At 71.3% G+C, this 14,820-nt stretch carries 15 protein-coding genes; 1 reads left to right on the top strand and 14 read right to left on the bottom strand.

Translation table 11 applies throughout. The features are described from left to right. Positions 1-26 precede the first annotated feature (26 nt). The 14 genes from AB0D59_RS31780 to AB0D59_RS31715 form a co-directional block, all read right to left on the bottom strand. Complete coding sequence (locus AB0D59_RS31780; protein ID WP_362572736.1) at positions 27-1,097, bottom strand: lanthionine synthetase C family protein; 1,071 nt, start codon at positions 1,095-1,097, stop codon at positions 27-29. Then, entirely contained in the window at positions 1,094-3,133 is a 2,040-nt protein-coding gene (locus AB0D59_RS31775; RefSeq protein ID WP_362572733.1) for a lantibiotic dehydratase family protein, read from the bottom strand. Before AB0D59_RS31775 ends, AB0D59_RS31780 begins: the two co-directional genes overlap by 4 nt. A gap of 87 nt (positions 3,134-3,220) precedes the next feature. Continuing rightward, positions 3,221-3,406: an FxLD family lanthipeptide gene (locus AB0D59_RS31770; protein ID WP_362572731.1), complete on the bottom strand. Its 186-nt coding sequence runs from the start codon at positions 3,404-3,406 to the stop codon at positions 3,221-3,223. A gap of 154 nt (positions 3,407-3,560) precedes the next feature. Then, the gene (locus tag AB0D59_RS31765; protein WP_362572729.1) at positions 3,561-4,136 is read right to left on the bottom strand and encodes a DUF6624 domain-containing protein; all 576 of its coding nucleotides are present in this window, start codon (positions 4,134-4,136) and stop codon (positions 3,561-3,563) included. Next, positions 4,133-4,780, bottom strand: coding sequence for a hypothetical protein (locus tag AB0D59_RS31760; protein WP_362572726.1), 648 nt, complete (start codon positions 4,778-4,780; stop codon positions 4,133-4,135). The genes AB0D59_RS31765 and AB0D59_RS31760 overlap by 4 nt, the downstream gene beginning before the upstream one ends. Next, a complete protein-coding gene (locus AB0D59_RS31755) occupies positions 4,777-5,271 on the bottom strand; it encodes a LuxR C-terminal-related transcriptional regulator (RefSeq protein WP_362572723.1) in 495 nt (164 codons plus the stop codon). The genes AB0D59_RS31760 and AB0D59_RS31755 overlap by 4 nt, the downstream gene beginning before the upstream one ends. A gap of 128 nt (positions 5,272-5,399) precedes the next feature. Next, a complete protein-coding gene (locus AB0D59_RS31750) occupies positions 5,400-6,653 on the bottom strand; it encodes an acyl-CoA dehydrogenase (protein WP_362572721.1) in 1,254 nt (417 codons plus the stop codon). An 83-nt stretch (positions 6,654-6,736) separates the two neighbouring features. Next, positions 6,737-7,375, bottom strand: coding sequence for a GAF domain-containing protein (locus AB0D59_RS31745; protein ID WP_362572718.1), 639 nt, complete (start codon positions 7,373-7,375; stop codon positions 6,737-6,739). Then, complete coding sequence (locus tag AB0D59_RS31740) at positions 7,375-7,962, bottom strand: ATP/GTP-binding protein (RefSeq protein ID WP_362572715.1); 588 nt, start codon at positions 7,960-7,962, stop codon at positions 7,375-7,377. The genes AB0D59_RS31745 and AB0D59_RS31740 overlap by 1 nt, the downstream gene beginning before the upstream one ends. 52 nt (positions 7,963-8,014) lie before the next feature. Further along, entirely contained in the window at positions 8,015-8,428 is a 414-nt protein-coding gene (locus tag AB0D59_RS31735; protein ID WP_362572712.1) for a DUF742 domain-containing protein, read from the bottom strand. Beyond that, positions 8,425-8,940, bottom strand: a complete 516-nt coding sequence (locus AB0D59_RS31730; protein WP_362572709.1) for a roadblock/LC7 domain-containing protein — start codon at positions 8,938-8,940, stop codon at positions 8,425-8,427. The genes AB0D59_RS31735 and AB0D59_RS31730 overlap by 4 nt, the downstream gene beginning before the upstream one ends. 73 nt (positions 8,941-9,013) lie before the next feature. Continuing rightward, on the bottom strand, positions 9,014-10,531 hold the full coding sequence (locus AB0D59_RS31725) for an ATP-binding protein (protein ID WP_362572706.1): 1,518 nt from the start codon (positions 10,529-10,531) through the stop codon (positions 9,014-9,016). Positions 10,532-10,557: 26 nt separating this feature from the next. After that, positions 10,558-12,459, bottom strand: a complete 1,902-nt coding sequence (locus AB0D59_RS31720; protein ID WP_362572703.1) for a glycoside hydrolase family 15 protein — start codon at positions 12,457-12,459, stop codon at positions 10,558-10,560. 232 nt (positions 12,460-12,691) lie between these two features. Then, a complete protein-coding gene (locus tag AB0D59_RS31715; RefSeq protein WP_362572701.1) occupies positions 12,692-13,189 on the bottom strand; it encodes a DUF6415 family natural product biosynthesis protein in 498 nt (165 codons plus the stop codon). Positions 13,190-13,378: 189 nt separating this feature from the next. Here AB0D59_RS31715 and AB0D59_RS31710 point away from each other — a divergent pair, with 189 nt between their 5' ends. Further along, entirely contained in the window at positions 13,379-14,767 is a 1,389-nt protein-coding gene (locus AB0D59_RS31710; protein ID WP_362572699.1) for a Tat pathway signal protein, read from the top strand. Positions 14,768-14,820 lie beyond the last annotated feature (53 nt).

Below are 14,820 nucleotides of genomic sequence, written 5' to 3'. Positions count from 1 at the left end.
CTTGCGAGGCGGCGGGGAGAAGAAGGTCAGGCGAGCAGGAGGACGCGGGTCCAGCCGGTGGTGTCGGTGGCGTTCAGGGCGAGTTGGGCTCCGGCGCGGCCTTCCATGAATCCGGGTTTGGGCAGGTGCTCCCAGTCGGCGGCCAGCCGTCGGTGCAGGTCCTGGATGATCGGGGTGAAGCGTGCGGGTGCGGGGCTGTCGGCGGCGACCGCGCGGGTGAGGGTCAGCAGCCCGGCCCAGCCGTGGCAGAGAGTCGAGTCGGTGATGCGGGCGAGCCGCAGCGGGTCGGTCAGGATGGTCTCGACGGTGTCCTCAACCGCTTGGCGCCGGGCGTTGTCGCCGAGGGCGAGCGCGGCGAGCTGCTGGGCGCGGGCGATGCCGGGCTGGCCGTAGCACCAGGACTGGCGGGCCGGTTCCGCCTCGGGTGGCTGGTCGGCGTCCAGGTGTGCTGCGGTGGACCAGTAGTGGGTGCCGTGACGGTCGAGCCAGGTCGCGAACGTGCCGACGGCTTCCTCCTGACCGGGGACGCTGACTCCGGCGCGCAGGGCGAGGGAGAGCATGGCCAGGGGCCCCGCGATGCCGTGGGCCATGCCGTTGTTGCCGTGCCCGCCGACCATCTCCTTCCCGTCAGGGCCGACCGGCGACCACCACCCGGGCAGCATCCGGCCTTCACCACGGGCGGGGTGGGCGAGCGCGACGAGGCAGGCGAGCACGTCGGGCAGCCGGGGCGCGAACGGGCGGCGGGACAGCAGCAATGCGGCGAGTCCGGTCAGGCCGCGGATGAGGTCCCATTCGGCGAGGTGGGGCAGAGCGCTGGCCGCCTGACGGCGGTGGGCGGCGGCGAGCCGGGCGTCCACGACCCGGTCGACGGCCGCGCCGACGTCGTCGCCGGCCCCACGGGCGCGGTCCAGGACGAACTCCAAGGCTGGTGCGCCGTGGAAGAGGCTGGCGTTGCCGCCGGTGCTCACCCCCAGGGCGGTGGCCTGGGCGAGGTGGCGGCGGGCGGTTGACAGGTCCCGGCGCTCGATGTCCAGCAGGGCCATCCCCAGGGCGCCCTCGGACAGGTCCTGCGTACGGGGCACGGTCGTCGTGGTCATGAGCGTCTGGCCAGGGGGACGACGATGCTGTGGGCCCGGCCGCCGATCCACCCGTCGGCATCCGGCGGGGGCGCGTCGTGCAGGGTGGCGATGCCGAAGGGGATGGCGTCCAAGTGCGCGCGCAGGAGGTCCAGGTCGACGTCGCGGGTGAGGTCAAGGGGCAGCTGCTGGTCGTCCTCAGCGAGCAGGACTTGCTCCGGCACGCGGAACCGGGCACGCCAGGCGTGGAGTTGGTCCGCCCACTGCTGGAGTGGGGCGGTGCGCGCGGGCAGCGTGCGGCTGCGGATCTTCCACCGGGCGGCGGTGAGGATGGTACGCCGGTAGGTGAGGGCCGGGGTGAAGGGCAGGGTCCAGGCGGCACCCCAGTCGAACCAGGTCACCTGCGGGGACGCGGCCCGGCTGATCTCGCCGAGGAAGCGGGCCATCGGCGGGGTGTAGTTGTTCCACAGGAAGTTGATGGCGGTGGGGGCCAGCAGCTCCAGCGGCTTGCCCGTCGCGGACTCCACCAGCTGGGGGCGGCCGTCGGCGACGGTGACCGACAGGTCGCGGGGGAAGAGGACGTGCGGTTCGGGGCGGCGGAATTCGCCGACGCTGACGATCCGGGGCAGGGCCTGGGGCGCGCGGGTGAGCAGGTCGGCCGGCGCACGTCCGGCGTGGAAGGAGAGCTGCGCGAGTTCCGCCTCCGGATCGACGGTGGGCAGGCTCGCGTACGCCTCCTCGGCGCCGGGGAACAGGTGCCAGAACCGACCGGTCATCGATCCGGCCGAGCGGGAGACAGTGAGCACGCGCAGCCGGAAGTCGCCCCGGTCCAGGGCCGGAACAGAGGTGGCGTGGACCTGTGCTGCCAGTTCGAGGTGAGGCGCCAGGCCGTGGGGCTTGTCGCCAGTCGCTGCTTCCAGTTCCTCGATCATCGCCCCGGCCACCGCGACGGTGCGGCTGCCTTCGGCGGCGGCGGTTCCGGCCAGCTCCAGCAGCAGGCGGTCACGCCGGGACATCGGCCGGGGCGGTTCGCTCGCCGTGACGAACCCTGCAGGGAAGCCCACGCCCCGGTCGGGATCGGTGGCCACGTCCACCGGCACCGCGGTGTTCTCGCCGTAGCGCTCGGAGAACTGCTCGATCCACCGCCGCCAGGTCGGTGTCCCGGTCGGATGGGTGACCAGGCGGGCGAGGACGGTCGCGGCGGTCTCCACTTCGGTCAGCACCTGCTCGGGCAGCCGCACGTCGGCGTCCAGCCGCAGGTCGCACGCGGTCCGCAGGCCGGCTGCCTGAGCGCGCGCCGCGGGCGGTAAGACGTCGGTGGGGTCGGCGACGGTGGCGGGCGCGCGCAGCGAGGAGCGCAACAACCGCACCCGCAGCAGTTCATCGAGCAGCCGGTCTCGCGCGGTGCCGCTCACGGCGGGGAACTCCGCGGCCAGCTTGTCCGACAACTGGCGGTACCCGATCGGCGATCGGGCCAGGCCGAGTACGAGACGCAGTGCGGGGCTCAGAGCGAGACGGAACTCGGCGTCGCCCTCGGAGGGCACGTGGATGTGCTGGTCGCGCTGATAGATCAGGGTGTTGACGCAGACCTCGGCGTCGGCCATGCGCGCAGCGTCGCTCTCCCAGGCGCTGAGCACCTCATCGAGCCTGACCGGCTCGGGGCGGGTCACGGCCTGGTGCTCGTCGCCGATGCGAACGGTCGTGGTCTGGGCGAAGCCGAGCGGGGCGACGCCGGCGAACAGGCCATAAGGGGTGGAGCGGCGGGCGTAGCGGATCGCGTAGCGGGCGGTGGCCAGCGCCGCCCGGCGCATCCGGCGCACCTTCGGTGTGTGGCCGTCGATGATGGCCTGCACCTGGTCCGTCAGGTGAGGGCTCGCCTGCGACACGGTCCGGCGAAAGTCAGTGTCGGACCACACCGTGCTCAGCCACGCGCGCCACTCGTCCACGGGCGCTATGGCCACCGGCCAGGGCGGCATGGCGGGCTCGGTCGTGTACACCGCGGCGCGCAGCATGGCCTGCCCCGCGGCCTCGTACAGGCTGGGCCGGTGCCGTGTCATCAGGGCTCTCCTCATCTTCTGCGTGACGGGCGGGGCGGGCCGGACGGGGAGAGCCCCGCCCGGCCCGCGTCGCCGGGGTGTCCCGGCTTACGAGGTGGTGCAGGCGCTGGGGCAGGAGCTGCCGCAGGTGTCGCCCGTGCTGCACATCAGGACCGTCTCGGTCGCCGGCGTGCCCTCGATGAAGGTGATGTCGAGCCCGAACGGGTCGGCGTCGGTCTTCACGAGGTCCGCCTGCGCGGGGGCGGTCGGCCTCTCGGCCTGGATGGCGGTCATGCATGCCTCCTAGGAGTGATGGATGGTGCGGGATGCCGAGGCCCGGTCGGGCCCCGGGGTCTGCTGCCGGACGGCGATGGGCGGCGAAGTCGCCTGAGGGTCGCGCGTCCGGAAGGGGGTGTCGTCCCCTCAGGCTGCTGCGGGCTGCGCTTCTTTACGCGGCCCCCGCGAGGACGACGGTCGGGGTTTCATCGGCAGAGCCGTCAGGCGTGTACCGGCGGCGCACCGCCTTCAGAGCGACAGCGATCGGCGGCAGACCCACGGTGGCCCTGCGTGTGTCGACTGACTCCGGCGCACGCAGCGGGCACAGTTCGATGCCGTCGGCGCGCAGCAGGAGCTGGGTGCCGTACTCCTGGTCGCGCCCGCTGGTGATGAGCGCGCGGTCGTGAAGGTGCGCCCAGTGGTGGACCAGCGCGTCGCCGGCCTGGACCGCACGTCCCAGCAGGGTGGTGGCGGCGCGCTGGAAGTCGGGTTCGTCGTCGCTGTGCAGGGCGATGCTCCACGCGGCCCGTGCCGCGTCGGGGCCGACGAGGCGGTGCCCGGGCCAGTCGTGGTCGGCCAGGATGCGGCGCAGCACCTTGGTGTTGGCGTGGTCGGTGTGCCGGCCCTGTCCGAGTTGGACGGCGTCGAGCTGGTCGCGCACGCGCTTGGCCCGGTGCGCGGCCGATTCCGTGGCGCGGGCGATCAGCTCGCGGGCGAGGTCGGGCCGCTGCGGTTCGTCGGTTGTCACGCGTTGCTCCGATCATCCGGGGCCGGCTGAGCGTGGACCTGGCAGCTGATCAGCGCGCGGAGCCCGGGGCGGTGCTCGGCGGGGAGTTCGAGGCGGGCGACTCGATCGCCGTCGCGTCCGGGGCCGGATCCGCACACGTCCCAGCCGGTGTCCGTGAGCCGACGCAGAAGGGCAGCGAGGGGCTCGGCTTCGAGGGCGTGGCGGGCCAGGGTCTCGGCCCGTACGACGTGGAGGTCGACTCGGGCGGCGAAGTCGGACGCCCACAGGGTGATCAGGCGGGTGATGTCGTCGGACTGGCCGGGCAGGGTGTGGACGCTTTGGAGGAAGAGGCACGGACTCTGGCCCCATCCGAGGTCGGGGTCGCGCTCGGGGATCATGCAGGCCAGCAGCCTCCCGTCCTCGAACAGCCCGGCGGGCATGGTCTGCGCCTCGCGGAACTGCGCGGGGATGTCGGCTCGGGCGGGTACGGGCAGGCCGTGCAGGTTGAGCCAGCGCTGGCGGTCCTGGACGACGGCGGCGGCTTCCTCGCGCTCGGCCGCGGTGCTCAGCATGCGCATCTCGTAGACGGCGGCCAGCGGCGCCTGCGTGAACGGGACGGGGGCGGAGCGGTCCTCGCTGGCCGTGGGGGTCGTGGGGCGGGTCACTGGGTTGCCCCGCTTCGCGTCGCGTGGGCGGCTTGCTCGGCCGGCAGTAGCTGCCAGCTGTGCGCCAGGACCACCAATTCGGTGGTGTCCTGTGCGCCCGTGTCGGCGAGGAGCTGGTCGAGCGCGGCGCGCAGGTCGGCCGGGGCGATCTTGGCGGCGACGGCGATGTCGCGGGTATCGCTGTGCTCAGCGACGGCTCGAAGCAGCAGCAGCTGCTTCGAGCTGAGCTCCGGCGTCGGCCTGTCGGTCGTGGGAGGGGCCACCCGCTGGGTGGTGAACAGCCGGTGCGCGATCACCGGGGGCTTGCAGCGGGGCGGGCAGTGGAGGCTCTCGCGGATGTCGCGGATGTACTGGCGGACGGTGACCGCCGACAGTCCTGTCTTCGTGGCGATCTCTTGGGGTGTAAGGCCGTTCGCGAGGTGTTGGGCGACGCGCTGCAGGGTCGGTGTCAGGGGGGTGATCGGTGCGCTGGTCGTCACGGGCGGGGTCACGATGTCTCTTTCTCGGCTGGGATGGACGGTTACTGGGATGGGTGCCACCGGTCCCCGCGGGGGACGGGGGCCGGCGGCACGGGCCCGTGCGCGGCGGTCTGGATTCACGGGGTGCCGCGCACGGGGGCTCATGCGGCGGTGGGGTCGGGACGTGCCCAGGCGGCCTCGGCGGCGAGGCATTCGGACCACTGGGGTCGGTCCTCGTTCAAGGCGGCGTCGGCGAGGCGTATGCGTTGGACTTCGCCGGTTCCGGCGGGTGGGTAGGTGTGCTGGATGTCGCGCCACAGGCGTTGGAGGACGTAGTCGCAGTCGAGGGCGTGGGCGCCGTGCAGTTCCATGGCGTCCTGGGCGGACTGCACGGCCCACTGGTGGCCGAGGTACTTGGCGTTGATCAGGTCGGCGTCGCAGGGCAGGCCCTGGTCGAGGAGGTGCACGGACTGGTAGGCGAGTATCCGGCCGGCGCGCAGGCGGGCCTCCATGCCGCCGATGCGGTCCCGCAGTACGGGCAGGTCGGACAGGGTGCCCCGGTAGCGGGGACGGGTCTTGAGACGAGCAGCGGTGGTGGCCACGATCGCTTCGTGAATGCCGAGGCTGACGGCGGCCAGATTGGGACGGCCGTACAGGATGCTGCTGCTCTGGGCCACGCTCAGCCCTCGGCCGATCTCTCCGACCACGTGGTCTTCGGGGACGCGGACGTGGTCGAGTTCGAGGCGGCCGGCGGAGAAGCCATGCAGACCGAGGCCCGGGCGGTGGTCGGAGACGGCGAGCCCGGGGCGGTCGGCTTCGACCATGAACGCGGTCAGTGCCTGGGAGGTGCTCACGCCTGCCTCGGCGGTTCGGGCTACGACGAGGTGGGCTCCCGCGAGGTGGCTGTTGCCGATATGGATCTTGCTGCCGGTGATCACCCACTCGCTGCCGGCGCGTTCGGCGGTGGTTTCGATGCCGCCGATGTGTCCGCCGGCCTGCGGTTCGGTCACGGCGATTGACAACAGCAGGGAACCATCCACGACTTGGGGCAGCCAGCGGCCCTTCTGTTCGTAGGTGGCGAAGTGCAGCAGGGCGCCGACGGGGATCAGGGTGGCCTGCAGGATGGCCGCGGCAGCTGCCGAGACGCAGGCGATGCGGTGGACCAGGATGGTCTTGGCCACGTGTCCGGCACTCAGCCCGCCGAAGGCGGACGGGACGGTGACGGCGAACCAGCCCCGTGCGGCCATCAGGTCGGCGACCTTGCGCTCTACCCTGCCCGGAGCGGCCTCCATACGCGCGGCGCGCGGCGCGACGTGCTCGGCCGCGAAGGCGTCGGCCTCGTCCCACAGCAGTTCGTGGCGGGCGGTGAGGTAGGGGCGCAGCGCCGGTGGCGGTGTGGTGGGTGTGGCGGACATGGTCTCCCTCTCCCTGGGTGAAGGTCGCGACGTGGAGCGGCCGGGGATCGCCTACGGCTCCCGGGTGGGGGGTGTGGAACGGCCTAGCGGACGGGGGCGCGGGCGATGTGGTCCATCACCTGGGTGCCGGCGTTGATGACGATGTCTCTGAGGCGCCGCGCCTCGCTCAGGGGGCGCTTCTCGGGGTCGATGACGCACACCGTGCCCAGCACGGTGCCGCTCTCGTGGATGAGCGGGGCGCCGAAGTAGGAGTGGATCCCGACCGCGTCGACCACGTGGTTGCCGCTGAAGCGCGGGCTGGCGTGCACGTCGTGCAGCGGGAGGGCCTTCTTGCGGGCCATGACCTCCGGGCACCAGCCGTGGTCGCGGCTCATGGTGCGGCCGACGATGACGTACCCGCTGTCCGCGGGCGGCTGGTGCAGTCCGACGAAGGTCTGCTCCTCCAGGAACAGATTGACGAACCCGTACAGGAACCCGGCCTGCGTGGCCATGTCGCGGGCTATCTCGTCGAAGTCCTGACTGGCAGCAGTGGGCACGCCCAGGCGCTGGAGCAGCTCATACCGCAGCGCCAGTTCGGTCGCCTGCTGGTCCTGCGGGCCGGTGACGGCGCCGGCCGGGACGGACGTCCCCTGGGCGGTGTCCCGCATGCGGCGTCGCGGCAGTGAAAGCGTGGCTGGGGCGGTCTGCGGTACGAGGTAGGGGTCGTTGGGCTGATATGACATCAGGCGTCCTGGAGGGTGGTAGTGGATGTGGGGCGAACGGGACTTGCCGCTGCGTTCTTCACGGCGTGGCCGACGAGGGTCAGCAGGACGCCGGCGACGTGGTTCGGGTCGCGGGCGTCGCAGGTGACCACCGGTACAGAGGCGGGTAGTTCGAGGGCGGCGCGGACCTGCTCGGGGTGGTAGCGGTGTGCTCCGTCGAACTGGTTCACGGCGACGACGAAGGGCAGCCCGATGTCTTCGAAGAAGCTGACCGGGGTGAAGCTGCTTTCCAGGCGGCGGGTGTCGACCAGGACGACCGCCCCGACGGCTCCGCGGGAGAGGTCGTACCAGAGGTCGACGAACCGGTCCTGGCCGGGCGTGCCGAACAGGAACAGTTCCAGGGGCACGGGCGCGTCGGGCAGGCTGAGGCGACCGAAGTCGAAGGCAACCGTAGTGGTCTGCTTGGCCTCGACGCCCTCCAGGCTGTCCACGTCCGCGCTCGCCTCGGTCAGGTACTCCTCCGTGCTCAGCGGCGTGATCTCGCTGACCGCGCCCACGGCGGTGGTCTTGCCCGCGCCGAAGCCCCCGGCGATCACGACCTTCAGCACGGTCGGTGCACCAGCAGGCGGGCGCGACGGAGTCCGCAGGCCCACGGCCGGGTCACCCGGCCTGGGGGTAGGCGATGGCATCGGGCCACTTCCTCTTCAGGCCCGCCGAGAGGGCCGCCAGTAGCTGGGTGGAGGGACTGGCATCCGAGTCCGTGTCGGATGCGGCATAGGGGGCGGTGACGGGGACGACCAAGACATCGGCGTCCAGGAGGTCCGAGACGAGGATCTTGACGACGGTGACGGGCCGGCGGAGTCGGCCCGCCAGTTCGGTCACCGAACGCCGGCGCTCCCGGCACAGGGCGAGGATCTCCTTGGATTCCTCGGCTTGCGCCGGGCCGGGCCGCCCCGGTCCGGCGTCCAGCACGGTCTCCAGACCGAGCAGGTGCCGCGGCTTGGTGCGCCCGCGCGTCAAGGTGTAGGTCCGCACGAACGTTGACTCCTCGGCCGCGGGGCCGTGTGTGCTCACCGGACATCAGCACCCGTGCCGACGCGGACGGGGATCTGCATGTAGGGGGCGAACTTCTGGACGAGGCGCCCCATCTCGAAACCCACCAGGCCGACGTCGGCGTCCGTGGTGGCCATGACGGCGAGGACCGTGTCCACCACACCGCGTTCGTTGCCGGGGTGGTTTTCGAAGGCCGCGCTGCGACCGGCGCTCTGGACGAAGAACAGGCAGTCGTCTCGCTCGATGACGACCTGCCTGGCCGGCCGCTTCTTGTGGCTGGGGCCGGTGATGTTCGCCGCGAGTGAGGCCACTCCACTGAGCGCGGCCGACAATTCGTCCGCCCAGTCCTTGTCGACGTCGCTGTCCAGCAGCCGCAGCCCGTCCCGCGACAGCAGCACGGCGTGCGTGACGCCTGGGACATCGGCGGCGAACTGCCGCAGCAGCCAGGCCATGTTGTCCCGCTGTCCGCTTGCCGTTGTCTCGGATGCGGGCGCGTCGCCGGTCGCGTTGTTCATCGCGGGGTGGGTGCTCATAGGGATCGCTCCAGAAGGGGGAAGGGCCAGCGGATGTAGCGGGCCGCCGGGAACGTGGAAGGAGGGGCGAGGTTCAGGGCCTGGGCTGCTTTGTCGAAGCGGTGGGAGGACCGGCGGCCCCGCCGGCCTGGATACCGTTGCGGAAGGCGGCTGCGAGCCCTGGCGTCGCCGCGGACACGGGGGCTTGCTCCCGCTCGCGTGGTGGATGGAACGAGCCGACCTGACGTCTACGCGTGGGAAGAGCGGGCGCATCAGCAGAGTTACCTGCCTCTGCGGCTCCCGGTGCCCCTGCGGTGCCGGGGCGTGTGACCTGGCTTGCCGTCGGGATGGCTGGAGTCGCGGCCTCTTGCCGCGGCTGCGGCGCGGAGGGGCGGGCTTCCTTTGACAGCGCGCTCGCATCGTCGACGGAGGGAATCGCTACGAGGAGCCGTGCCGGAATAACGACCAGGGCGGTGGTGCCTCCTGTCACGTTCTCCTGCAGGAGAACGGACAGCCCGTGTGACTGGGCGATCTTCGCGGCGACCAGCAAGCCGAGCTGGCCGGCTCGGACTTGGCCGCTGACATCGACCTCGTCGGGGGCTTTGAGCAGGTGGTTCATCTGTGCCCGCGTCTGCGGATGCATGGGGATGGCCCGGTCCTCGACCTCGACCGCCAGCCCGTTCGCCACCCGCTGCGCACGCACCATCACCTTCGTCGCCGGATCGGAGCACTCACAGGCGTTCTCGATCAGCTCGGCCAGCAGGTGCGTCAGGTCCGGACCCACATGTCCGGGAAGACCCAGCTCGGCGCCCACAGACCCGGCCGCGACGGCCACACGCGGATACTGCACGACCTCGGAGACCGCGCCGCGCAGCGCCGTCGCGACGGGAACAGGCCGGCGCACGCTGCGCAGGGACTGCCCACCCAGCACCGCCGTGCTCTCGACCTGGCGACGCATCCGCGTCACGAGGTGATCGATCTCGAAGATCTTGGCCAGCAGCTCCGGGTCGTCGGTCAGCATCTCCAGCTGGCTCAGTGCCTGAAGCGCCTTGCCGACCAGGGCGTGCTCGCGCATGGCCAGACGGCGCAGCACTTCCAGGAGGACGACGGACTGGGACTCGTCGTGCACACGTATCAGCGACGCGATGGCCTGCGCCTGGACTGCACTCAACGCCTTGTTGATCTCGGCGTTCAGACTGGCCGATGGTGGCGCCTGCAGGTCCGGCAGCGGCGGGCGTCCCCCGCGGCACAGCTCGTCCGCCGACCACTGCACCGACTTCTCGACGGCTGCCGCTGCCCCCGCGACCGCGGTCAGTGCCGCTACCTGGGCCTCCTCCGCAGCTGTCTGCACGGCCCCTGCGGCCGTTCGCGCTCCGCGAGCCGCCACCGTGGCGACCCCAGCCAGTCCGCAGACCAGACCGACCAGGAACCAGCCGGGGCCTACCGCGGACACCGACCCGAGGGGGAAGGCGGCACCGAGCAGCGCGGCAAGGAGCACCAGGGGCAGTGCCATGGCGCGGCGGACACGGTGCAGCGTGAACGCGTCGATCGGAGGCCGCCGTCTGCGGTGGCCGGTAGCGGCCGGCCGTGCCGGGAGGGCGCTGTCAGGCATGGGAATCCTCGTCATGGTGGGGATGGCTAAGCGTGCTGCGGCGTCAGGTCTGCGCAGGTCTGGCGTGTGCTGCGTGAGGTCGAGCGAGGCGTCGGAACCGCGACCGCGCGGCGGTGGTGGGAGGACTGCGTCGCCAGGAGCTGAAGGAGCCGGGCGCTCTGGATCAGGCCCATGTGGCTGAACGCCTGCGGGAAGTTGCCGAGCTGGCGCTGCTGGACGGGGTCGTACTCCTCGGCCAGGAGCCCGAGGTCGTTGCGCAGCGCGAGGAGGCGTTCGAATAGGGCGTGGGCCTCGTCCAGTCGGCCGGTCAGGGCCAGGGCGTCGACGAGCCAGAAGGAGCAGAGGACGAATGTGCCCTCGTCTCCGGTCAGGCCGTCTACCCCGGCGTGGTCGCCGATCGTCGGGTACCGGCGTACGAGCCCGTCCGGGGTGGAGAGTTCACGACGTACCGCGTCCACGGTGCCGACGACGCGCGGATCGTCCGGCGGCAGGAAGCCGACGCGGGGGATCAGCAGCGTGGCGGCATCCAGCTCCTGCGAGCCGTAGGACTGGGTGAAGGTGTTGCGCACCGGGTCAAAGCCCTTGGTGCAGACCTCGTGGTGGATCTTCGCCCGCAGTTCGGCCAAGTAGTCCAGGTCCATGTGGAGGGCGCCGGCCTCCACCAAGCGGATGGTGCGGTCGATCGCCACCCAGGCCATCACCTTCGAGTGCACGAAGTGCCGGCGTGCCCCGCGAATCTCCCAGATCACCTCGTCGGGATCCTGCCAGCGCTGTGCCAGGTGCTCGACGAGTCGCTGGTGCAGCACGGCGGTGTCGGCGCAGCGGGCCACACCGCTCTCGTGCGCGAGGTACAGGGTCTCGATCACCTCGCCGTACACGTCGAGCTGCAGCTGGTCCGCCGCCCCGTTGCCGACCCGTACCGGGGTTGAGCCCTCGTACCCAGGCAGCCAGGGCAACACCCGCTCCCGCAGATCGCGCTCCCCGGTGATCCCGTACATGATCTGCAGGTTCTCCGGGTCGCCGGCCACGGCTCGCAGGAGCCATCGCCGCCATGCCTGCGCCTCCTGCCGGTATCCGGTTCCCAGCAGCGCGGCCAGCGTCGTGGAGGCGTCCCGTAACCAGGTGAAGCGATAGTCCCAGTTCCGGTTTCCGCCGATCTCCTCGGGCAGCGACGTGGTCGGCGCCGCGACGATCCCTCCGCTCGGCCCGTACGTCATCGCCTTCAGCGCGATCGATGAACGGACCACGGGTTCGCGATAGGGCCCCTCGTAGGTGCACTCCCGTGTCCAGTCCTGCCAGAAGGTGAGCGTCTCGCTGAGCGCGGCCTCCGGGTCGGGAACGGCGGGCGCCGTCGCGTGGGACGGGCACCAACTGAGGACGAACGCCACGCTCTGCCGGGCGGCGACGGAGAAGGCACTGACGATGACGCCGTCCTTCTCCACCTGCTGGACGCAGGTGTCGAGCCACAGAGCGTCCGCGCCGGCCTCCGCGACCATGCGCCCACCGACCTCGTGAATCCACGGGCTGACGCCGCCGTACCCCGGCCGCGGACGTATGGCCGAGACCATGGAGACCTCGCCGGTCAGGCCCTCGACGATCCGGATCACCTGCGGTGCCCCGTCGCGCGGTGGCATGAAATCCAGGACGCGGACCGAACCGGCCTGGGTGCGCCATACCGATTCGAGGACGAGCGAGTCACCGCGGTACCGGCGCTCGGCGACTGCTTCGGAGCTGGAACGGCCAGCGGGAGCGGCCGGAGCGATCCGCCAGGTGCCGTGTTTCTGCGTGCCGAGCAGGCTGGCGAAGACGGCCGGCGAGTCGAACCGGGGCAGGCACAGCCAGTCGATCGAACCGTCGTCGCAGACGTGGGCACTGGTCTGCATGTCGCCGATCAGGCCGTACTGCTCGATACGCGGAAGGCGCTTCATCGTGTGGATCTCCGTAGGCCCCGCGGATCCGGGGACGGCTTCGGGGCCGCCGCAGCGGCCGGGAACGGTAGGAACGAGAGGCACCGGTGTCACCGGGGCGGGGAAGGGGCGATCTGAGAAGACGGCGGGGACTCCTCGCCGGGCGCAGCAGGGCCGGTTGCGCGCTCGCCGCGCAGAACAAGCCAGGCCATCGGTACGAGGATCAGCCCGATGACGACGGCTCCGGTCGCCGTCATGCCCGCGGCACCGAAGCGGCCCAGACCAAGCAGACCAGGGCAACGGCGAAGACCGCCCCGCGCAACACGTTGATCCTCGGCTTCCGCCAACGCCGCCTGCACCTCGGGAGCATCGCCCCGGGGCCGACGCGCTCCACATACGCGACCAGTTCCTGGGTCGCTTCGGCGAGCTGGACCAGGTACACCCGGCTGGGCATGTAGCCCTCGGGAATGCTTTCGGAGCAGAGCCGCTGCGCGCGCAGCAGGACAGGGCCGCCCGGAGCGGTCCGTGCTCCCAACTGGGCAACATGACCGCGCAGAAGACGAACGAGGTCCTCCACATCGGCAGCGCTCACGGGCAGCGGCGAATCCTCGCCCAGTACGAGCGTCACAGTCTCCGACGCGGCCACCACGTGATCGCGCTCCGGCGCCGGCACCACGGTGACGGACTCTCGCCGCCCATGTCCGCCTACGAGCTGGCTGTCGCCTCGGCGAGGGTCCAGCGAAAGGCGCATGACACAACTCCTGTTCGGATCAAGCCAAAGTGAGCCGAAGTCGCCGGGTGTCACCGGCGACTGGCGTGCGAAGTGAGTGATCTGGCAGCTACGTTGAGCGAACCGTGAATCGCTGCCGAGCGGTATGCCCACACCGCCCGCAGGGCCGTCAAAGGCGTCAAAGATCATTTTGGAACCGAGGGGCAGTCCATGGCCCGTAAACGAAACGTCGCCTTCGCCGCACTTCTGCGCGAAGCAGGCTGGTCCCAGCCACAAGCTGCCGCCGCAGTTGCCCGCGTGGCCGCGGAGAGCGGAGTGCGTGAACTCGATGCGATCTCCCGCTCGCACATCGCCATGTGGGTCCAGGGCACGAAGCCGAGTGGCAGAGCGCCGCATATCCTGCGCGAGACGCTGTCCCGCAGACTCGGCCGCCGCCTCACCCTGGCCGATCTCGGGCTGGAAGAAGGGCCGACAGGCACGACCGACAGCGGTTCCGACTGGAGCGTCGACCCTCTGACCGCACTGGCCGAGCTGGGAAGCGACGATCTCGACATGCACCGACGCAAGCTGCTGGCCACCGCCGCCTACTCCGCGGCTGGCCTCGCCCTGCCCACAACCTTGTGGTGGGCAGCCGCCCCTGCCGCAGCGGCGAACCGTCGACCGGCATCGCTGCGCCCGGTGACCCAGGTGGACATCGACGACGTCCGCGACCTCACGGTCTACTACTCCGCGCGTGATCAGCAGCGAGGCGGCGCCTCCGGCCGCAAGGCCCTTGCCAGTCACCTGCTCGACGAAGCGGTGCCGCTGCTCGGCGGTAGATTCCGCACGGATCAGCTCCGCCGCGACACGTACTCGGCCGTGGCAGAGATGACCTACCTCGCCGGTTGGATGGCCTTCGACGCCAGCGAACACCGCACCGCCCAGCGCTACCTCACCATCGCTGCTCGGATCGCGGCGGAAGCCGGAGACGGACCGCTCGGCGGCCACGTCCTGCGCGCCCTCGCCCACCAGGCCGTGGACCTCGGACATCCACGCAGGGCGCTCGCCCTGGCCGACGCCTCGATGTCCCGCGACCGCTACGGCCAGGCCAGCCATCGTGAAAAGGCGCTGCTGGCGATCGTCCATGCACGTGCTCTCGCGTCCGACGGCGACCGGGCCGGCACCCTCGCGGCCATTAGCCGCGCGGAGAGGGACCTCGCCCGCGCCGACGCCACCGAGGCACCGGCCCGCGTCAGCTTCTTCCAGGAAGCCTCCCTCGCCCACGAGACGGCCTGCGCTCTGCGCGACATGGGCCAGCCTCGGGACGCGGAGATCCACTTCAAGCGCAGCGTGGCCACGCGCCGACGCCAGCAGTTCGCCCGTACCCACAGCGTGACGCTCGGCTACCTCGGCGCCGTGCAGGTCCAGCGGGGAAGCCTCGACGAGGCATGCGCCACCTGGAACGAAGCACTCGACGCGATGACGGGCGTCCAGTCCGGCCGGGCGCGTGACGTCATCGTCCGCATCCAGAGCGACCTCTCGCCCGTCCGGCAACGCGGAGGCCGCAACGTCTCCGAACTGGACCGCCGGGCCCGCAGCATGCTGCGGGCCATAGGCTGATCGCGATACGAAAGTTCGATGCCCCACGGCAGACCGCGGACCAGCATCTCGCA

This window comes from Streptomyces sp. NPDC048417 (genome assembly GCF_040651615.1).
Taxonomy (GTDB): Bacteria; Actinomycetota; Actinomycetes; order Streptomycetales; family Streptomycetaceae; genus Streptomyces.
This window is presented reverse-complemented; position numbering and strand designations above follow the sequence as displayed.